17 protein-coding genes are annotated in these 18,645 nt (G+C 70.9%); 11 read left to right on the top strand and 6 right to left on the bottom strand.

Annotation, left to right across the window (positions count from 1 at the left end; translation table 11 throughout):
* Nucleotides 1-122 precede the first annotated feature (122 nt).
* Nucleotides 123-2,975, top strand: a complete 2,853-nt coding sequence (locus ACRAKI_RS05970) for a DEAD/DEAH box helicase (RefSeq protein WP_447006042.1) — start codon at nt 123-125, stop codon at nt 2,973-2,975.
* Nucleotides 2,968-3,765 carry an SWIM zinc finger family protein gene (locus ACRAKI_RS05965; protein ID WP_447006041.1) on the top strand — a complete coding sequence of 266 codons (798 nt, stop codon included), beginning with the start codon at nt 2,968-2,970 and terminating at the stop codon, nt 3,763-3,765. Before ACRAKI_RS05970 ends, ACRAKI_RS05965 begins: the two co-directional genes overlap by 8 nt.
* Nucleotides 3,766-3,769: 4 nt before the next feature.
* Here the strand turns inward: ACRAKI_RS05965 and ACRAKI_RS05960 are convergent, their stop codons facing one another.
* Both ACRAKI_RS05960 and ACRAKI_RS05955 read right to left on the bottom strand, forming a co-directional pair.
* A complete protein-coding gene (locus ACRAKI_RS05960) occupies nt 3,770-4,054 on the bottom strand; it encodes a MoaD/ThiS family protein (protein ID WP_447006040.1) in 285 nt (94 codons plus the stop codon).
* 5 nt (nt 4,055-4,059) lie between these two features.
* Nucleotides 4,060-5,124, bottom strand: coding sequence for a WD40/YVTN/BNR-like repeat-containing protein (locus ACRAKI_RS05955; protein ID WP_447006039.1), 1,065 nt, complete (start codon nt 5,122-5,124; stop codon nt 4,060-4,062).
* A gap of 126 nt (nt 5,125-5,250) precedes the next feature.
* Between ACRAKI_RS05955 and ACRAKI_RS05950 the strand changes: the two genes are divergently transcribed.
* Both ACRAKI_RS05950 and ACRAKI_RS05945 read left to right on the top strand, forming a co-directional pair.
* Nucleotides 5,251-6,957, top strand: a complete 1,707-nt coding sequence (locus ACRAKI_RS05950; RefSeq protein WP_447006038.1) for an acyl-CoA dehydrogenase — start codon at nt 5,251-5,253, stop codon at nt 6,955-6,957.
* A gap of 247 nt (nt 6,958-7,204) precedes the next feature.
* Nucleotides 7,205-7,624, top strand: coding sequence for an ester cyclase (locus ACRAKI_RS05945; protein ID WP_447006037.1), 420 nt, complete (start codon nt 7,205-7,207; stop codon nt 7,622-7,624).
* A gap of 94 nt (nt 7,625-7,718) precedes the next feature.
* On the opposite strand, the gene cspE is transcribed toward ACRAKI_RS05945, so the two are convergent.
* Entirely contained in the window at nt 7,719-7,925 is a 207-nt protein-coding gene (cspE, locus tag ACRAKI_RS05940; protein ID WP_033438411.1) for a transcription antiterminator/RNA stability regulator CspE, read from the bottom strand.
* Between the two features lie 248 nt (nt 7,926-8,173).
* Here cspE and ACRAKI_RS05935 point away from each other — a divergent pair, with 248 nt between their 5' ends.
* Together ACRAKI_RS05935 and ACRAKI_RS05930 are read left to right on the top strand one after the other, a co-directional pair.
* Nucleotides 8,174-8,515 carry a hypothetical protein gene (locus ACRAKI_RS05935; protein WP_447006036.1) on the top strand — a complete coding sequence of 114 codons (342 nt, stop codon included), beginning with the start codon at nt 8,174-8,176 and terminating at the stop codon, nt 8,513-8,515.
* Nucleotides 8,516-8,538: 23 nt separating this feature from the next.
* Nucleotides 8,539-9,267, top strand: a complete 729-nt coding sequence (locus tag ACRAKI_RS05930; RefSeq protein ID WP_447006035.1) for a hypothetical protein — start codon at nt 8,539-8,541, stop codon at nt 9,265-9,267.
* 12 nt (nt 9,268-9,279) lie between these two features.
* On the opposite strand, the gene ACRAKI_RS05925 is transcribed toward ACRAKI_RS05930, so the two are convergent.
* Entirely contained in the window at nt 9,280-9,936 is a 657-nt protein-coding gene (locus ACRAKI_RS05925; protein WP_447006034.1) for a DUF899 domain-containing protein, read from the bottom strand.
* 83 nt (nt 9,937-10,019) lie between these two features.
* On the opposite strand from ACRAKI_RS05925, the gene ACRAKI_RS05920 reads away from it, so the two are divergent.
* Nucleotides 10,020-10,475 carry a winged helix-turn-helix transcriptional regulator gene (locus ACRAKI_RS05920; protein ID WP_447006033.1) on the top strand — a complete coding sequence of 152 codons (456 nt, stop codon included), beginning with the start codon at nt 10,020-10,022 and terminating at the stop codon, nt 10,473-10,475.
* Here ACRAKI_RS05920 and ACRAKI_RS05915 read toward each other — a convergent pair.
* Nucleotides 10,472-11,581, bottom strand: coding sequence for a sugar ABC transporter substrate-binding protein (locus ACRAKI_RS05915; protein ID WP_447006032.1), 1,110 nt, complete (start codon nt 11,579-11,581; stop codon nt 10,472-10,474). The genes ACRAKI_RS05920 and ACRAKI_RS05915 overlap by 4 nt on opposite strands.
* Before the next feature lie 309 nt (nt 11,582-11,890).
* Here ACRAKI_RS05915 and ACRAKI_RS05910 point away from each other — a divergent pair, with 309 nt between their 5' ends.
* Nucleotides 11,891-12,061: a hypothetical protein gene (locus ACRAKI_RS05910; protein ID WP_447006031.1), complete on the top strand. Its 171-nt coding sequence runs from the start codon at nt 11,891-11,893 to the stop codon at nt 12,059-12,061.
* Nucleotides 12,062-12,133: 72 nt separating this feature from the next.
* On the opposite strand, the gene ACRAKI_RS05905 is transcribed toward ACRAKI_RS05910, so the two are convergent.
* Complete coding sequence (locus ACRAKI_RS05905; protein WP_447008344.1) at nt 12,134-15,097, bottom strand: glycine--tRNA ligase; 2,964 nt, start codon at nt 15,095-15,097, stop codon at nt 12,134-12,136.
* 765 nt (nt 15,098-15,862) lie between these two features.
* Between ACRAKI_RS05905 and ACRAKI_RS05900 the strand changes: the two genes are divergently transcribed.
* From ACRAKI_RS05900 to ACRAKI_RS05890, 3 genes are all read left to right on the top strand, one after another.
* Complete coding sequence (locus ACRAKI_RS05900) at nt 15,863-17,284, top strand: LCP family protein (RefSeq protein ID WP_447006030.1); 1,422 nt, start codon at nt 15,863-15,865, stop codon at nt 17,282-17,284.
* Nucleotides 17,285-17,306: 22 nt separating this feature from the next.
* A complete protein-coding gene (locus ACRAKI_RS05895) occupies nt 17,307-17,975 on the top strand; it encodes a SanA/YdcF family protein (RefSeq protein ID WP_447006029.1) in 669 nt (222 codons plus the stop codon).
* A 131-nt stretch (nt 17,976-18,106) separates the two neighbouring features.
* A complete protein-coding gene (locus ACRAKI_RS05890; protein ID WP_447006028.1) occupies nt 18,107-18,589 on the top strand; it encodes a helix-turn-helix domain-containing protein in 483 nt (160 codons plus the stop codon).
* The last annotated feature ends 56 nt before the right edge of the window (nt 18,590-18,645 follow it).

Raw genomic sequence — 18,645 nt, 5'->3', positions numbered from 1 at the left:
GCGGGTGAGGTGGACCCGGTTGGGGGTGAGGTGGGGGTTGGGCGGATAGTGCAGGGGTGTTGGTGCTGCACGCGCTGGGCGTGGCTGGTGGGCGGGTCGCTTTGTGGGCTGAGGACTCGTTGATGCCTGCCCGGGTTGTCGGACGGCTGCCTCGGGTTGCTGTCGGGCATCCGTTCGCGGTTCCCGGGGACTCCTTGGCCTCGTTGCTCGGGGCCGGTGAGGTCGGCGTCCTGTCCGTTCGGCTGCCGTCTTATGCGAGTGGACCGGTTGAGTCGCCTGAGTTGGTCCGGGAATCCGTCGAATCTCGACGCGGGGCGCTTCGGTGGCGGGAGTGGTTGGTTCCTGTTGTCCGGGTGGACGGGATGCCCGCTGAAGCGCTGCCGGACTGCCGGGTCGGGGCTTCCGGGAAGTTCCTCGCCGACCTCCTCGGCTTCGGGCGCGACCTGGTTCGGCGGGGTCGTGTCCTGCCTGCTGTCGACGGTGATGGGTGTGCTCGGTGGCGGTCTGCTTTGTCCGGGGTGGACTCGTTGCGGTTCGCGGCGCTTCGGACTGGTGCTCCCGCGTCGTTCCGCGGCGGTGACGAGCCTGGTGACCTGGTCCTCGAGGTCTTGGATCGGGCGGTTGACCGTGAGGTCAGGGGTGCGCTGGCGGGCACTGCCGTGGGCGGGGAGGGGCTTGTTGGTCGGTGGTTGGCCGCATTGGTCGGTGACCCCCGTGTGCAAGGGGAAGTCGGGGCTCTTCGGTCGAAGTTGGCTGCTTGGCGCGCCAGTGGGTTGCAGGAGAGTCCTGTGCGGACCTGCTTCCGGTTGAGTTCACCTGATCAGGGCGGCTCGGTGAAGGACGGGTGGCGGGTCGAGTTCCTGCTGCAGGCCGTGGACGAGCCGAGCGTGGTGGTTACCGCGGAACAGTTGTGGCACAAGCAGGACGCTGTCCTTCGTCGGTGGGTCGGTCGACCCGAGGACGTTCTGCTCGGTGATCTCGGGCGCGCTGGGCGGCTCTACCCGGCCTTGGACCGGGCGCTCTCGGCTCGACGACCGGTGGAGTTGGAGCTTGATGTCGAAGGCGCCTACGACTTCCTCCAGCACGCCGCTGTTCTGGCGGAGGCCGGTTTTGGCGTGATGCTGCCCTCGTGGTGGCGACAGCCCCATCGGCTCGGGCTGCGGCTCAACGCCACCAGCCGTGGCACGGCGGGCGAGGTGGCCAAGGAGAGCGAGCTGGGGCTGAAGGTCCTGGTGGACTACCGGTGGGAGCTCTCGGTCGGTGATGAGCGGTTGACCGAGGACGAGTTGCTGTCGCTCGCCTCGGCCAAGGTGCCGTTGATCCGGGTCCGCGGCCAGTGGGTGCACGTCGACCCGAAACGGCTCGCTGCCGGGCTCGCCTTCCTCAAGCGCGGTGGCGGGCAGATGACGGCGGCGCAGGTGCTGTTGCACTCCGGGCTGCATCCGGACGACGTCGACCTGCCGTTGCCGTTGAACGGCGTCGAGGCCACCGGGTGGCTCGGCGACCTGCTGTCCGGCGAGGTGGAGCACCACCTCGAACCGGTCTCGCAGCCGCCTGGGCTGGTGGCCGAGTTGCGTCCCTACCAGCAGCGCGGGCTGGCCTGGCTCGCCTTCCTCGACCGGTTGGGGTTGGGGGCTTGCCTGGCTGACGACATGGGGCTCGGCAAGACCGTTCAGCTGCTGGCGTTGGAGGCCCACAACCGGCGGGGCGGGCGGCGTTTGCCGACGTTGTTGGTGTGCCCGATGTCCGTCGTCGGCAACTGGCAGCGCGAGGCGGCCCGGTTCACGCCGGGGCTGGAGGTCCGCGTCTACCACGGTGCGGGCCGGGCGCTGGACGTCGACTGCGACCTGGTGATCACCACGTACGCGGTCGTGGCGCGGGATGGCGGGAAGCTCGCCGACGTCTCGTGGGACCGGGTGGTGCTGGACGAGGCGCAGAACGTCAAGAACAGCTCGACCCGGCAGTCACGGGTGGTGCGCGCCCTGCCCGCCCGGCACCGGGTCGCCCTGACCGGCACGCCGGTGGAGAACCGGCTGGCCGAGCTGTGGTCGATCATGGACTTCGTCAACCCCGGCGTCCTGGGCACGATCAACACGTTCCGCGCGCGCTTCGCCGTGCCGATCGAACGGCACCACGACGAGGACGCCGCCGTCCGGTTGCGCCGGATCACCGGCCCGTTCGTGCTGCGCCGGCTCAAGACCGACCCGCGGATCATCACCGACCTGCCGGACAAGATCGAGGTCAAGCAGCTCTGCACGTTGACCGCCGAGCAGGCCTCGCTCTACCAGGCGGTGGTGGACGACATGCTGGCCCGGATCGCCGAGTCGGAGGGCGTCAAGCGCAAGGGCCTGGTGCTGGCCACGATGTCCCGCCTCAAGCAGGTCTGCAACCACCCGGCACAGCTGCTCGGCGACGGCTCGCGGATCGCCGGCCGGTCGGGCAAGCTCGCCCGGCTGGAGGAGATCCTGGACGAAGCCCTCGCGGACGGCGACAAGGCGTTGTGCTTCACCCAGTTCACCGCCTTCGGCTCGCTGGTCGTCCCCCACCTGGCCGCCCGGTTCGACACCGAAGTGCTCTACCTGCACGGCGGCACGCCCAAGAGGGCACGGGACGAGATGGTGCGGCGGTTCCAGGAGGAGGACGGCCCGTCGATCTTCGTCCTCTCGCTGAAGGCGGGCGGCACCGGGCTGAACCTGACCGCGGCGAACCACGTCATCCACCTCGACCGGTGGTGGAACCCGGCGGTGGAGGACCAGGCGACCGACCGGGCGTTCCGGATCGGCCAGCGCAACCACGTGCAGGTGCGCAAGTTCGTCTGCGTCGGCACGGTGGAGGAGCGGATCGACCGGATGATCGAGGAGAAGCGGGGGCTGGCGCAGCTCGTGGTCGGCGCGGGTGAGGACTGGCTGACGGAGTTGTCCACCGGCGAGCTGCGCGAGCTGTTCGCCCTGTCCGGGGAGGCAGTCGGTGACTGACTGGCACCCGCCGTCACGCCCGATCCGGGTCGAAGGCGGCCTGACGCTGCGCAGCAAGCGCGGCGATATCGCGCAGACGTGGTGGTCACGCCGGTTCCTGGAGGTGCTGGAGTCGTTCGGCATGGCCGCACGCCTGAGTCGTGGCCGCACGTACGCGCGGTCCGGGCAGGTGATGACCATGTCGTTGTCGACCAGCCTGGTCGTGGCGCTGGTGGCGGGCACGCGCCCGGAGCCGTACCGGGCGCGGATCGGCGTGCGGAAGTTCAGCGACGAGGACTGGCGGCGCATCGAGCACGCGCTGGCCGACCGGGCGATCTTCGCGGCGAAGCTGCTCGCCGGCGAGATGCCGCCCGAGATCGAGGACGTGTTCGCCGACCTGGGGCTGACCCTGTTCCCGAGCACGATGCGCGAGCTGCACATGGACTGCACGTGCCCGGACTGGGAAGTGCCGTGCAAGCACCTGGCCGCCACCTGCTACCTGCTCGCCGAGTCGTTCGACACCGACCCGTTCGAGATCCTGGCCTGGCGCGGCCGGTCCCGAGAGGACCTGCTGGACCGGCTGCGCGACCTGCGCGCGCCCATCCCCGCCGAGACGCCCGGCGAGGTGGACGAAGAGCCGGCCTTCGACCGGTTCTGGGTGCGGCCGAAGGTCGCCGAGGTGGTGCCGGACGTCGCGGAGCCGGTGCGCAGACGCCCGGACGCCCTGCTCGACCAGCTCGAACCGCTGGTCGTGGACGGGCGCCAGGTGACGGACGCGCTGCGCCCGCTGTACCGGGTGATCGCCGAGTAGCGCTTCAGCCGCCGGCGACCGAGGGCAGGATCCGGACCTCCGCGCCAGGGGCGAGCCGGGTGTCGGCGCCGGACAGGCGACGGCACTCCTCGCCGTCCACGTAGAAGTTCACGTACCGGCGCAGGCCGGCCCGCTCGTCGCGCAGCCTCCGGTCCAGCAACGGGTACCACGCGGCCAGGTGGTCGAGCAGGGTGCCCAGGGTGGCCGGCTCGGGCACGTCGACCTCCACCTTGGCCTGGTCGCCGACCGCCCGCCGGAGCGGCCCCGGGATCAGCACGAGCACTCGCACCGCGCTCACACCTCCGCGGCCCGCACGCACACCACGTCGGGCAGGTGCTCGGCGATCCGCTGCCAGCTGTCGCCCTCGTCCGCGCTCGCGTACACCTCGCCCGACCGCGATCCGAAGTAGACGCCGGCCGGGTCCGCCGCGTCGGTGCACATCGCGTCCCGCATCACGGCCGTCCAGAACCCGTCCGGCAGCCCGTTCCGCAACGCCTCCCACGACTCGCCGGCGTCCGAGGACCGGTACACCGCGCACTCGCCACGGGGCGGGAAGCGGTCGCCGTCCGCGACCAGCGGGAAGTTGTAGACCACCTCCGGCCTGTGCGGGTGGCTCACCACGGGGAAGCCGAAGTCGGCGGGCAGGCCGTCCGCGATCGACCTCCACGTCGCCCCGGCGTCGTCGGACCGGTACACGCCGTGGTGGTTCTGCAGGAACAACCGCTCGGGCACGGCCGGGTGCCGGCTGACCTTGTGCACGCACTGGCCGAACTCCGGGTACGGGTCGGGCAGGAAGTGCGTCGTGATCCCGGTGTTGCTCGCCTCCCACGACGCCCCGCCGTCGAACGTCCGGTACACCCCGCCGGTGGACATGGCCACGGTCAGCCGCAGCGGGTCGACCGGGTCCGGCAGCACGGTGTGGATCGCCTGCCCGCCGAACCCCGCCTCCCAGTGCTCGCGGTGCGGGTGCTTCCACAGGCCGTCCACGAGGGAGTACGTCCGGCCGCCGTCCTCCGAGCGGAACAGCGCGGACGGCTCCGTGCCCGCGTACACGACCTCGGGGTCGGGTGTCAGCGCCAACTGCCACACCCGTTCCAGTGAAGCGTCCTGCGGGAACGCGATCGGCGCGTGGTCCGGCTCCTGCCAGGTGGCGCCGAGGTCGTCGCTCGTCACGACGGTCGGGCCGAAGTGGGAACTCGTCGTGCCCACCAGCAGTCGCGGGCGGTCGCGGCGGTTCTCGACCGCTACGGCGTAGACCTCGGTCATCGGGTGGTGCGGTCCGTCGAGGCTCCACGACTTCCGGTCCTCGCTGGTCGCGAGCCACAGCCCTTTGCGGGTGCCGATGGCGAGCAGGTGCATGGCGTACTCCTCGATCCCGTGACGCGGAGCACCGTACGCCCGGAGCCCGACATCCGCCGTCCGCAAGGGACCGGCCGGACAAGTTACCGACTGGTAGCGTGCGGCGCCGACGAAGGGAGAACCCCGGTGCTGTTCCACCCCGACACCTATGACGCCGGTCACCTGGACGCCGAGAGCCGCCGCCTGCTGCGGGCGACGATCGACTGGTTCGAGGAGCGCGGCAAGCGCCGCCTGATCGCGGACGACCAGGCCAAGGTCTGGTACGCCGAGTTCCTGGACTTCGTCCGCCGCGAGAAGCTGTTCGCCACCTTCTGCACGCCGGCGTCCGCAGCCGGCGGCGCCCCCGACAAGCGCTGGGACGCCGCCCGCAACGCCGCGCTGAGCGAGGTCCTCGGCTTCTACGGCCTCCAGTACTGGTACGCCTGGCAGGTCACCGTGCTCGGCCTCGGGCCGATCTGGATGAGCGACAACGCGGTGGCGCGCAAGAGGGCCGCCGAGCTCCTGGACGACGGCGCGGTCTTCGCGTTCGGGCTGTCCGAGAAGGAGCACGGCGCGGACGTCTACTCCACCGACATGGTGCTCACGCCCACCGCCGACGGCTTCACCGCGACCGGTGGCAAGTACTACATCGGCAACGGCAACGTCGCTGGCATGGTCTCGGTGTTCGGCCGGCGCGCGGACGTCGAGGGCCCGGACGGCTACGTCTTCTTCGCCGTCGACTCCCAGCACGAGAAGTTCGCCCTGGTCAAGAACATCGTGGACTCGCAGATGTTCGTCAGCGAGTTCCGCCTGGACGGGTACCCGGTCACCGCCGACGACGTCCTGCACACCGGCCAGGACGCGTTCAGCGCCGCCCTCAACACCGTCAACGTCGGCAAGTTCAACCTGTGCACGGCGTCCATCGGCATCGGCGAGCACGCGTTCTACGAGAGCATCACGCACGCCCACAACCGCATCCTGTACGGCAAGCGGGTCACCGACTTCCCGCACGTCCGGCAGTCCTTCGTGGACGCCTACGCGCGGCTCGCGGCCATGAAGCTGTTCGCCGACCGCTCGGTCGACTACTTCCGCAGCGCCTCCCCCGACGACCGCCGCTACCTGCTGTTCAACCCGATCACCAAGATGAAGGTCACCAGCGAGGGCGAGCGGGTGATCGACCTGCTGTGGGACGTGATCGCGGCCAAGGGCTTCGAGAAGGACACCTACTTCTCCATGGCCGCCCGCGACATCCGCGCCCTGCCCAAGCTGGAGGGCACCGTCCACGTCAACCTGGCCCTCGTGCTCAAGTTCATGCCGAACTACCTGGCCAACCCGGCCGAGTACGCCGAGGTCCCGACCCGGCGCGACCCGGCGGACGACGAGTTCTTCTGGCGCCAGGGCCCGGCGCGCGGCCTCGGGCAGGTCCGGTTCCACGACTGGGAGGCGGCGTACCGCGACCACGCGCACGTGGCCAACGTGGCCCGCTTCCACGAGCAGGCGCAGGGGCTGCGCACGCTGCTCACGACGGCCGCGCCGGACGAGGAGCAGCAGAAGGACCTCGACTTCCTGCTCAACCTCGGGCACCTGTTCACGTTGGTCGTCTACGGGCAGCTCGTGCTGGAGCAGGCGGGGATCACCGGCTTGGACGCCGACGTGCTCGACCAGGTGTTCGACGTGCTGGTGCGCGACTTCTCGGCGTACGCGGTCGCGCTCCACGGAAAGGCGTCGTCCACCGAAGCGCAGCAGCAGTGGGCACTCGGCCAGGTCCGCAAGCCCGTTGTCGACCAGGCCCGTTTCGAACGCGTGTGGCACGAGGTCTCCGCGCTGTCGGGTGCCTACGAAATGCGCCCATAAGAGGCCCGCGGTAAGGCGGCGGGGTGTTCACCGCCGCCTTACCCGCGAAGCCGCAGGTAAGCGATCGAGCACGCCCGGTAGGAGGACGCCCGGCACCGGCAACGGCACCAATCACCATCACTCCGACCGGCCGCTTGCGACCTCCGCACGTGGGTGAACGCGGGCCTGTGAATGAGTTGCGTCTTGACTGGTCGCGCACGCCCGTGTTTCGTCGTCAGCTACCGACGAACCGGAGGGAAACGCGCGCATGACCGCGTCCAAGGCACTGCGGGCACTGCGGGAGGCGATCGTGCTGGAGCACCTGGAGTCGGAGAACGAACACGAGTTCGACGCCACTGTCCGCACGTTCGACCATCCCCGTTGCGAGATCGTGGCGACCGGGCAGGTGTTCGACGGCCGCGCCGAGGTCGCCGGGTACTACGCCCGCGTCCGCGACGCGTTCCCGGACCAGCGCAGCCGGCTGGTGGAGTTACGCCACGCCGACGACGCGGTGATCGTGGAACTGGAGCTGCGGGGCACCCACCTGGGCAGTCTCCGCGGCGAGGAGCCCACCGGGAGGGCGTTCCTGGTCCGGACGGCGGCGATCTTCGTGTTCGACGAGGCGCGCCTGGTGGGCAAGCGCGTCTACGGCGAAGAGGTCGTGCCGGTTCCCGCGCTGACCACCTGAGCGCCGGCCCCGCGAATGCGAATCGGGCCGCCACCCCCGCTGGAGGGGATGGCGGCCCGACAAGATCCGGGTCCTGGTGGTGACCCGGATTAGGTCAGAGCGGTCGAACCGACTGCGCCTGCGGGCCCTTCTGGCCCTGGCCGATCTCGAACTCCACCCGCTGGTTCTCTTCCAGCGTGCGGTAGCCGTTGCTCTGGATCTCCGAGTAGTGCACGAACACGTCGGCGCCACCGTTGTCCGGGGAGATGAAGCCGAAGCCCTTCTCCGCGTTGAACCACTTGACGGTGCCCTCAACTGCCATCTTGCTACTTCTCCTCTAACAGGTGCCGGATCGCGCTTGCGACCACCGGGTCAGCGTGGGCCCCGGCCCCCTCCTGGCGAAGGAGGATTCGGCGCCCGCAACTCCGATCCGCGAGCGTGGTGGAACACGAACACAGAAAGGTACGACCGAAGACAGTCAACCATGAGATCCCGCCGGCAGTCGAGCGGAACAATGCGGCGAGTCGCACTGCTACCGTGAGCGAGACCGCGATCACAGGGAGTCCCCCGATGGCTGAACCCGTGCTGCTCTCCATCGCCGCCTCACTCGCCTCACGCGCCGTCGCCGGGCTCTACGAGCTCGTCCGGGCGAAGTTCGCCGACGATCCCGTCGCCACCGCGGCGCTCACCGCGGCCGAGGGCGCGCCCGCCGACTCGCCGCAGGTGAGGGCGTTGGGCGAGGTGCTGGAGCGGACCGCGCGGGCCGACCCCGAGTTCGGGGCCGCCCTGCGCGAGCACACGACCGTGACGCAGACCGGCCGGGTGAACAACCAGATCTCCGGCTCCCTGGGCAGCAAGGTCGTCCAGGTCGTGCAAGCGGGCGACATCAAGGGCGACATCACCTTCAGCTGACCCTGCCGGGTGAAGATGGGGGCGTGCACACGCTCCACCTGCCCCAGTCACGACTGCTGTTCTTCTTCATCGGCTTGGTGGTCACCTTCGTCCTCATCCGCATCAGCGTGCGCCTGATCAGGGCGAAGGTCCGCTGGTGGCCGGGCAACATCACGTCCAACGGCACGCACATCCACCACGTGGTGTTCGGCACGGTGTTCCTGCTGCTCGGCGGGGTGATCGGCCTGGCCGCGCCGGACCACCAGCACGGGGTGCGGGTTGCCGCAGCCACGTTGTTCGGCGTGGGCGCGGCCCTCGTGCTCGACGAGTTCGCCCTGATCCTGCACCTGCGGGACGTGTACTGGACCAAGGACGGCCGGCTGTCGGTCGACGCGGTGTTCCTCGCGATCGGGATGACGGGCCTGCTGCTGATCGGCGCCCGGCCGCTGGGCTACGACGAGTTCTACGGCGACGACGTCGCCCTGCGCGTGCTGATCATCCTGGTGAACCTCGGGTTCGCCATAGTGGCGCTCCTCAAGGGCAAGGTGTGGACCGGTCTGCTCGGGCTGCTGGTGCCCGTGCTGCCGGAGATCGGCGCGCTGCGGCTGGCCCGTCCCGGCTCACCGTGGGCCCGCTGGCGGTACACCGAGGGCTCGCGCAAGCTGCGCCGCGCCTACCAGCGGGAGGCCCGCATCCGCCAACCGCTCATCCGGGTGAAGATCCGCGTGCAGGAGTTCATCTCCGGGCGCCACGACGACGAGGAGTCGGCGTAGCGGAGCCGGCGATCACACCTCGTACTCGTCACGCAGGCGCAGCCACTCCATCGCCGGAGTCTGCGGCCAGCCCTCCGGCGAGTCCTCCCACGTCTCCTGCCGGCCGTACGGCGTCAGGTCGAGGAGGTTGAAGTCCAGGCGCAGCCGGTCGACGCCGCGACCGGTGGTGAAGTAGGTGCGGAAGACCTCGTCGCCGTCACGCAGGAACACGCTCAGCCCGAAGCCGCCGCCCAACCCCAGTTCGTCGTAGAACGCCTGGCCGGCCGTGTACCACGGCAGGGTCCAGCCCATCCGCTCGCGCACGGCGGCGATCTCGTCCCGCGGCGCGCGGGACATCAGGGCCAACGTGGTGTCGCGGGCGTTGAGGTGGGCCTGGTCGCCGAGGTTGTCGGTGAACGAGCAGCAGCCCTCGCACAGCCGGTCGTGCCCCGGCGCGAGCATGTGGTGGTAGACGACCAGTTGGCGACGGCCCGCGAACAGGTCCGCGAGGCCGACCACGGCGCCGTCCGGTGCGGTGAACTCGTGGCCGGCGCCCAGCCGGACCATCGGCAGCCTGCGCCGCTCGGCGGCCAACGCGTCCAGCGCGCGGGTCAGCTCCTTCTCCTTGGCCAGCAGTTCCTCCAGGGCGGCCTGCCACTCCCGCGGCGGGACAACGGTCGGTCGAGCCATCACGCACCTCCAAGTTCCTTCAGGGAACTCAAACCTAGCAGAAGCTAGTTCCCTGAGGGAACCCACCGGGCTAGACTGGGTTCATGCAGCGGACCCGGTTCGGTGAGATGGCGTGTTCGATCGCGCGCACCATGGACGTCGTCGGCGAGCCCTGGTCACCGCTGATCCTGCGGGACGTCTACATCGGCATCGGCCGCTTCGACCAGCTCCAGGAAGAGCTCGGCATCTCCCGCAAGGTGCTCGCCGAGCGGCTGAAGTGGCTGGTGGAACAGGGCGTGCTGGAGCGGCGCGCGTACTCGGCCAAGCCGCCGCGGCACGAGTACGCGCTCACCCCGAAGGGCACCGAGCTGGTCGAGCTGCTGATGGTGATGGTGCGGTGGGGCGACCGCTGGGCCGCGGGCGACGGAGGTCCGCCCGTCCTCTACCGCCACCACGCGTGCGGCCGGATCGCGCACGTCGAGCTGCACTGCTCGGAGTGCGGCGGACCGATGGGCCCGACCGACATCGACGTGCTGCCGGGTCCGGGCGCGCCCGCCTAGTTCGCCAGGATGTTCAGCTCGGTGCACGCGGCGGCGGTGTCGCCCTCGCAGAGGACGTCCGGCTTGACCGCGCCCTCGGCGACCAGCGTCCGCACGTTGTCGCGGGTGATCAGTTCGGCGCCCAGCAGCACCGACTTCACGTCCCGCTTCGCGACCAGGTCCCGGGTGTTGCCGGTGGCCAGGTCGTCCGCGCCGCTCAGGTCGCCGCGGGCCACCGCGATGGCCAGCCTCGCCGCCGCCTCGGCCTCGTCCCGGATCGGCTTGTAGACCGTCATGCACTGGTCGCCGCGCAGGATCGCGCGCAGGCCCTCCAGCGTGGCGTCCTGACCGGTCACCGGCACCCGTCCGGCCAAGCCCTTCGCCTTCAGCACCTCGATCGCCGCGCCCGCCAGCCCGTCGTTGGCCGCGACCACGCCGTCCACCACGCCGCCGTTGGCCGCCAGCATCTGCTCGAACGCGGCCTTGCCGATCGCCGCGTCCCACTGGTCGACGGGCTTGCTGTCGACCAGCCGCAGCGCGCCGCTGTCGTACTTCGGGCCCAGCAGGCGGCGCTGGCCGTCGAAGAAGAGGGTGGCGTTGTTGTCCGTCGGGGCGCCCTGCAACTCGATGATCTGGGCGGCGTTCTTGTCGCCCAGGCACCCGAGCAGGCCCTCGGCCTGCAGCTCGCCCACGTTGATGTTGTCGAACGAGACGTAGTACTCGGCCGTGCCGCCCAGGCTGATCCGGTCGTAGTTGATCACCGGGATGCCCGCGTCCTTGGCCTTGCGCTCCACCGCGATGCCGCCTTCGGGGGTGAGCGGCGTCGTCATCAGCACGTTCACCCCGCGGTCGATCATCTCGTCGGCGATGGAGGCGAACTTCGCCTCGTCACCGTCGGCGTTCTCCACCACGCCCTCGACGCCCGCGAAGCTCAACGCCTGCAGCAGCAGCGGCGCGTCCTGCTCATCCCACCGGTCCGACGACGCCCGGTCCGGCAGGATCACGCCGACGACCGGTTTCGGCGCCGGGCTGCCGGTCGGTGGCGCCAACGGGTCGGGCGGCGTGCCGCACGAGGCGACCAGCAGGACGAGCAGACCGCAGGACGCGGCTCTGGGTAGCCTTCGCATTCGCCAACCCCTTGCACGGCACATCGATGACGACGGCGGAAAACGGAATGTTGCGGAATTCCATCCTTCTGGGAGCGGGTTCGTCAAGACGTAGCAACGGTGAGACGCCGAATGGGCCGCCCCATTAGGGGACCACCCCCTCGACAACCCCTGTATTCGCTGGTCACCGCCGCACAACAGGCCTATCACGCTCCGCACCCGATTGGTCACTGAACCGGCACGCGCGAAAGGGGACTTCCCGTTGGACCGTTTTCTGTGCGATGGTGTCGCCTGCCGAACCCTGGCTGGGTGTGTGTGAGGAGAAGCAGCGTGAGAATCATCCCCGCAGCGCTGGCGGCCGCGACCGCAGCGGCACTGCTCGCCCTGGGCGCCGGGCCGGCTGCCGCCGAAGAGGTCACGCCGGACCACACCGTCGTCGTCGACAGTTCGCAGACGCTCGCCCAGTCGTGGTCGAGCAGCCTGTCCAACCGCGACATGTAGCGATGCACGACGAATCCCCGCCCCACCGGTTCATCCGGCGGAGCGGGGATTTCGGCTGTCGGGCCTCCGAGCTCAGCCCTGGCCGAGGGCGGTGCCGAGCGCCTGCCAGTCCAGCACCGGCGCGGCCAGGTCGCGGATCGCGGCCAGCAGCCCCAGCCGGGCCCGCTTCACGTCCGGGTCCTCGGCCATCACCAGCACCTCGTCGAAGAACGTGTTCACCGGCCCGGTGAGCCCGGACGCGGCGGCGACGAACGCGGCCAGACCGGTCACGCCGGCGGGCACGTCGTCCAGCGCCTTGTGCAACGCCACCTCGGCGGGCTCCGCCAGCACCTGCGGGTCGTACTCGCCCACGGTGTCCGCGGGCACGATCCGCCGCACCCGCTGCAACGCGGCGACCAGCCCGGCGAACTCGGCGTCACCGGCCAGGTCCGTCAGCTCCGCCAACGTCGTGTCGGCCACCGCCGGCGCGTCGGCCAGCGGCAGCACGGCGTTGACGAACCGGTGGTCGTGACCGGCGTCCAGCAGCTGCTGCTCGTACCGCCGCACGGTGAACTCGCGGGCCACATCGAGCGCCTCGGCCGACACGTCGAGGTCCTGGGCGGCCAGCGACAACGCCTTGGTCAGCGTGATGTCCTTCAGCTCCGGGAACGCCCGCAGCACGCTCACCGCGCCCAGCGCCGCCCGCCGCAGCCCGAACGGGTCGGAGCTGCCGGTCGGGTTGGCCCCGATGCCGAACAGCCCGGCCAGCAGGTCGAACCGGTCGGCCAGGGACAGCAGCGCGCCCGGCGTGGACGACGGCAGCGCGTCACCCGCCGACCGCGGCAGCTCCATCTCGTACAGCGCCCGCGCGACCTCCGGGGTCTCCCCCGCCCGCTCGGCGTACTCGCGGGCCATCACGCCGGCCAGGCTGGACAGCTCGATCACCATCTGCGAACCGAGGTCGAACTTGACCAGCGCACCGGCCCGCGCCAGCGTGTCGTCGGCCGCTCCGGCCTCTCCGCCCACCTCTCCGGCGAGCCGCCCGGCGAGCGTCGCGATCCGACCCGCCCGGTCCGCCATCGAGCCGAGCTTGTCGGCGAACGTGAGCTTCTCCAGCCCGGCCTTCATGTCCTCCAACGACGTGCGCAGGTCGGCCCGCCAGAAGAACGCCGCGTCCTCGTACCGGGCGCGCAGCACGCCTTCGTTGCCCGCGCGGACCAGATCCTCGTCCACCTCGCCGTTGGCCACCGCGACGAAGTGCGGCAGCAGCGAGCCGTCCTGGGCGCGCACCGGCAGGTAGCGCTGGTGCTTGCGCATCACGGTGGTGAGGATCTGCGCGGGCAGCTCCAGGTAGCGCTCCTCGAACGAGCCGAGGATCGGCGTCGGCCGCTCGACCAGGTTGGTGACCTCGTCCAGCACGCCCTCGAAGTCCACGACCCCGCCCACGGACGCCGCCAGCTCCTCGGCCCGCGCCACGATCGCGGCCCTCCGGGCCTCGGCCGAGGCGTCGACGCCGTGCTCTGTCAGGAACTCCAGGTAGCCGTCCGCCGTGGTCACGTCGACCACGGGTGTGGCGGCCGTGCGGTGCACCCGGGTCTTCGGCTCGGCCGCCAGCGAGGACACCGCGACCGGCACCGGGGTGGTCCCGAGCAGCGCGAGCAGCCAGCGGATCGGCCGGGTGAACGACAGCTTCGGGTCGTTCCACTTCATGTTCTTCTCGGCGCGCAGCTCGGCCACCACCTCGCCGAGCAGCCCGCTGAGCACCTCCACCGCGCCGCGACCGGGGTCGGTGCGCACCAGGGCCACGTGCTCGACGCCGTTCTCGGTGACCCGGCCCAGCGCGTCGACGTCCACGCCCTGACCGCGGGCGAAGCCCTGCACGGCCTTGGTGGGGTTGCCGTCCGCGTCGAAGGCGGCGGACACGCGGGGGCCGCGCACGGTCTTCTCGGCGTCCGGCTCGCGCGGCGCGACGTCCGGCACCAGCACCACGATCCGGCGTGGCGTGCCGTGCGCCTCGACCACGCCGTGCGCCAGCCTGGTCGCGCCCAGCTTGTCCGCCACGGCCTTCCCGACCGCGTCCACGGTCCGGGTCACCTCGGCGGGCGGCAGCTCCTCGGTGCCGATCTCGAACAGCAGCGTGCTCGACTCGGCGACCTCGGCGAACGTCTTCGGCAGCACGGCCGCGGCGGGCGCCTCGACCAGGCCGAGCGGGTGGCCCAGCTCCTCGCGGCGGGCCGCCCACAGCTGGGCGACCTCGCGGGCCAGGCCGCGCATCCGGCCGAACGCGCGGGCCCGCTCGGTGGTGCTGATCGCGCCACGGGCGTCCAGCACGTTGAACGCGTGCGAGCACTTCAGCACGAAGTTGTGCGCGGGCACCGGCAGGCGCGCGTCGAGCATCCGGCGGGCCTCGGCGGCGTACTCCTCGAACAGCCGCTTGTTCGCCTCGACGTCGGCGTCGTCCAGGTAGTACCGGCTCATCTCGTACTCGGACTGGCCGAACGCCTCGCCGTAGGAGATGCCGGGACCGTAGGCGATGTCCTTGAAGTGGTCGACGCCCTGCAGCGCCATCATGATCCGCTCGATGCCGTAGGTGACCTCGACCGACACCGGGTCCAGCGACATGCCGCCGGCCTGCTGGAAGTAGGTGAACTGGGTGATCTCCAGCCCGTCCAGCCACACCTCCCAGCCCAGGCCCCAGGCGCCCAGCGCGGGCGAGGCCCAGTTGTCCTCCACGAACCGCACGTCGTGCGCCCGGACGTCGATGCCCAGCGCTTCGAGGCTGCCCAGGTAGAGCTCCTGGGGGTTGCCGGGGTCGGGCTTGAGGATCACCTGGAACTGGGTGTGGGTCTGCAACCGGTTCGGGTTCTCGCCGTACCGGGCGTCGTCGGGCCGCACGCTGGGCTCGACGTAGGACACGCGCCACGGCTCCGGCCCCAGAACCCGCAGCACGGTGGCCGGGTTCAACGTACCGGCGCCGACCTCGGTGTTGTACGGCTGCACGACGACGCAGCCCCGTTCGGTCCAGTACCTGGTGAGCGCGAGCAGCGCATCCTGCATGGTCAGCACGGTGGCAGTCTACGAACGGGGTGCACGCGACCTCACAATCGGGTAACCGACCTGGTCAGCAGCGCCGACACCCGGTATCACCACCAGGCGCGCGGTGCTGTGCCACGCTGTCCGCGCAACCCGGGCGACCCCTCGTGCGTCCAATGGGATGAACCTGGGTACATAGGAGGAGTGGGAGTGGACAACCGGCCGCCGAGGCCAGGCGAACCCGAGGGGTTCCGCGGACGTCCTGTTCCTCCACGGAGCCATTCCGCAGGTCAACCGCCGCGCGGCCAGCAACCGCCGCGTCGCCCGGAGCCCCCTGAGCGACCCGAGCCGCCGCGCAGGCCGACCGGCGGGCGAGCAGGCGCGCCCGCTGAGCGGCCCAGGCGTCCTGCGCCCGACCGGGTGAACCCACCCAGGTCCGACCGGCCCACGCCAGGTGAACCCCGGTCCGGCGGACGGGCCGGCGTGCCGCGGTCGGGTCCGGCGGGCGTCCCCCGGTCCGGTGAACCTGCCAGGGCCGGCGGCGAGCCTCCCGGCCGGGCCAAGCCCCGTCCCGTCGGTCAGCACCCCGCGGCCCGGAAACCCACTGCCCAGAACCCCGCCGGCCAGAAGACGACTGGTCAGAACCCCGCTCGTCCAGGCCCCGCAGCGGGTCAGCGGCCTCGTCCGCCGGCCACGCGCACCGGTCCGCCGGACCGGCGTCCACCCGCGCGCGGGTCGGGCGGAGGTTCCGTCGCCGGCCGCTCGTTCGTCGCGCTGCTGTCGGCCGTCGTGCTGCTGGGCACCGGCTACGCGTGGTCGAACTACCAGTCGCTGGTCAGCGACATCGCCACCACCGACGTGATCAGCGACGGGGGCGGCGGGGAGAAGCCGGCCGACGGCTCGGTCGACATCCTCATGGTCGGCATGGACAGCCGCACCGACTCCAAGGGCAACCCGCTGCCGCAGGAGATCCTGGACGAGTTGCACGCGGGCGACGAGTCGTCGGGCGGCCTGAACACCGACACGCTGATCCTGATGCACGTGCCCAACGACGGCGGCAAGGCGGTCGCCGTGTCGTTCCCGCGCGACGCGTACGTGCGGATCGCGGGCGGCTACGGCCGGCACAAGCTCAACTCCGCGTACGGGTACGGCAAGAACGACGCGATCGAGGAGCTGAAGAGCTCGGGCGTCACCGACCCGCAGCAACTCGAGGTCCAGTCGCGGCAGAAGGGCGCGAAGAACCTCATCAACACCATCGAGGACCTGACCGGCGTCACCGTCGACCACTACGCCGAGATCAACCTGGTCGGGTTCTACGAGATCACCAAGGCCGTCGGCGGCGTGGACGTGTGCCTCAACCAGGCCACCCGCGACAACATGTCGGGCGCGAACTTCGCCGCCGGACCGCAGCGCATCCAGGGCCGCGAGGCGCTGGCGTTCGTCCGGCAGCGGTACGGGCTGCTGCGCGGCGACCTCGACCGCATCGTGCGCCAGCAGGTGTTCATGGCGGGCCTGGCCAAGCAGATCCTGTCCGCCGGCACGTTGTCCGACCCCGGCAAGCTCAGCGACCTGATCGACGCGCTGAGCAAGTCCATCGTGCTGGACAAGGACTGGGACGTGCTCCGGTTCGCCACCCAGATGAAGGACCTCACCGGCGGCAGCCTCAAGTTCGAGACGATCCCGACCGGCAACCCCGAGCTCCAGACTCCCGAGGACGGCCTGGCCGTCGAGGTGAACGAGCGCGAGGTGAAGAAGTTCATCAAGGGCCTCAGCGCCGACCCGACCGCGCAGACCAGCACGGCGCCGCCCGTCGACAACGCCACCGTGACCGTCGAGGTGCGCAACGCGTCCGGCGCGTCGGGGCTCGCCGGCCGGGTGCTCCAGTCGCTGGTGGCGAAGAAGTTCGTCGACGGCGGCACCGACAACGCCGCGCTCATGGACACGTCCGTGGTCCGCTACGGGCTGGGCGGCGAGGCCGGCGCGGAGGCCGTGGTGGAGGCCCTGGGCGGCGAGCTGGACCTGGAGGAGGACGCCGACATCCCGACCGGCCACGTCCGGGTGTTCGTGGGCGCCGACTACTCCGGTCCGGGCAGGCAGAGCCTCGCCGGCCTGCCACTCGTCGGACTGGACGGCGCGCGGCAGCAGCAGCCCGACACGACGACTCCGAGCCAGCCGCCGATCACCGCCGACGGGGTGCGCTGCGTCAACTGACCGGGTCGGAGGGGGAACGCTCGTGGGGAAGTTCTTCAGGCGGCTGCGCTGGAAGCGGGTGCTGATCGCGCTCGGCCTGCTGGCCGTGCTCGCGGCCACGCCGTGGGTGTGGGTGCAGACGAGCAGCGCGGCCTACCGGCACACGGCGGCGGACGTGCCGGACACGCCGGTGGGGCTCGTCCTCGGCGCGGGCCTGACCAGCGCCGGCACGCCGACGGCGTTCCTGGCCGGCCGGCTCGACGTGGCCGCCGACCTGTACCGGCGCGGCAAGGTCCGGGTGCTGCTGGTCAGCGGCGACAACGGTCGGACCGGGTACGACGAGCCGAGCGCGATGCGGACGTACCTGATCGACCAGGGCGTGCCCGAGCGGCTGGTGGTGACCGACTACGCCGGCTTCGACACGTGGGACTCGTGCACGCGCGCCAAGCGGATCTTCGGCGTCGAGCGGGCGACCGTGGTGACCCAGGAGTTCCACCTGCCCCGGGCGGTGGCGCTGTGCCGCTCGGCGGGCATCGAGGCGTTCGGCGTGGGGCACGACACGTCCCGGCGGTGGACGAGGACCACCGCCTACGGCCACCTCCGGGAGACGGCCGCGGCGGGCAAGGCGATGTGGGACGGCCTGGTGGCCAAGCGGGACCCCCGCTTCCTCGGGCCACGGGAGACGGGCGTGACCAGCGCGTTGGAGCGCTGAAACTCTACTGTGAGTACCAGTCGATTAGCCTGATCGGGCGATTATTCGGACAAGTCGCGTCAGCAATCGCCCGGTCGCGCCTTCCATCTCCGTGGGGTCTGTCGGGGCCCCGGCGACTGGAGGACTTGACGGTGGAGATCGACACAGCGGCGTACCAACGCGTGCTCGGTGATGAGCTCCGCAGCCTTCGCAAGCAGCGCGGATGGACCCGCAAGGAGCTCAACCGCCGACTGCAGAGCGAAATCTCGCTGCAAACGCTGGCCACGTACGAGCTGGGCACCCGCCAGTGCTCGGTGATCAGGTTGGTGGAGATCTGCTTCGCGCTGGGCGTGCCGGCGCACCAGGTCCTGGCCCGCGTGCACGAACGCGTGTTCGGGGACGCGCCCACCGGGCACCTGTCGGTAGACCTGGCCGCGGTCGTCGCCGACACGCGACCGCAGCTGATGCCGTTGCGCCGCTGGGCGCAGGGCCGGCTCGCCCACCTCATGCCCGGCCAGCCCCCCGAGGTGCACCTCGACCTGCCCGCGCTGGAGTACATGGCCCAGTTGTGCCAGCTCAGCACGGTGGAGCTGATCGGGACCCTGCGGGAGTTGGCCAACCACCGCCCCCGGTAGCATCGGACCTTCCCCCTCCCCTGAGCGATGCAGGAAGTCCGCTTGCCGAACACTCC

Source organism: Saccharothrix isguenensis (assembly GCF_052936305.1).
This window is presented reverse-complemented; position numbering and strand designations above follow the sequence as displayed.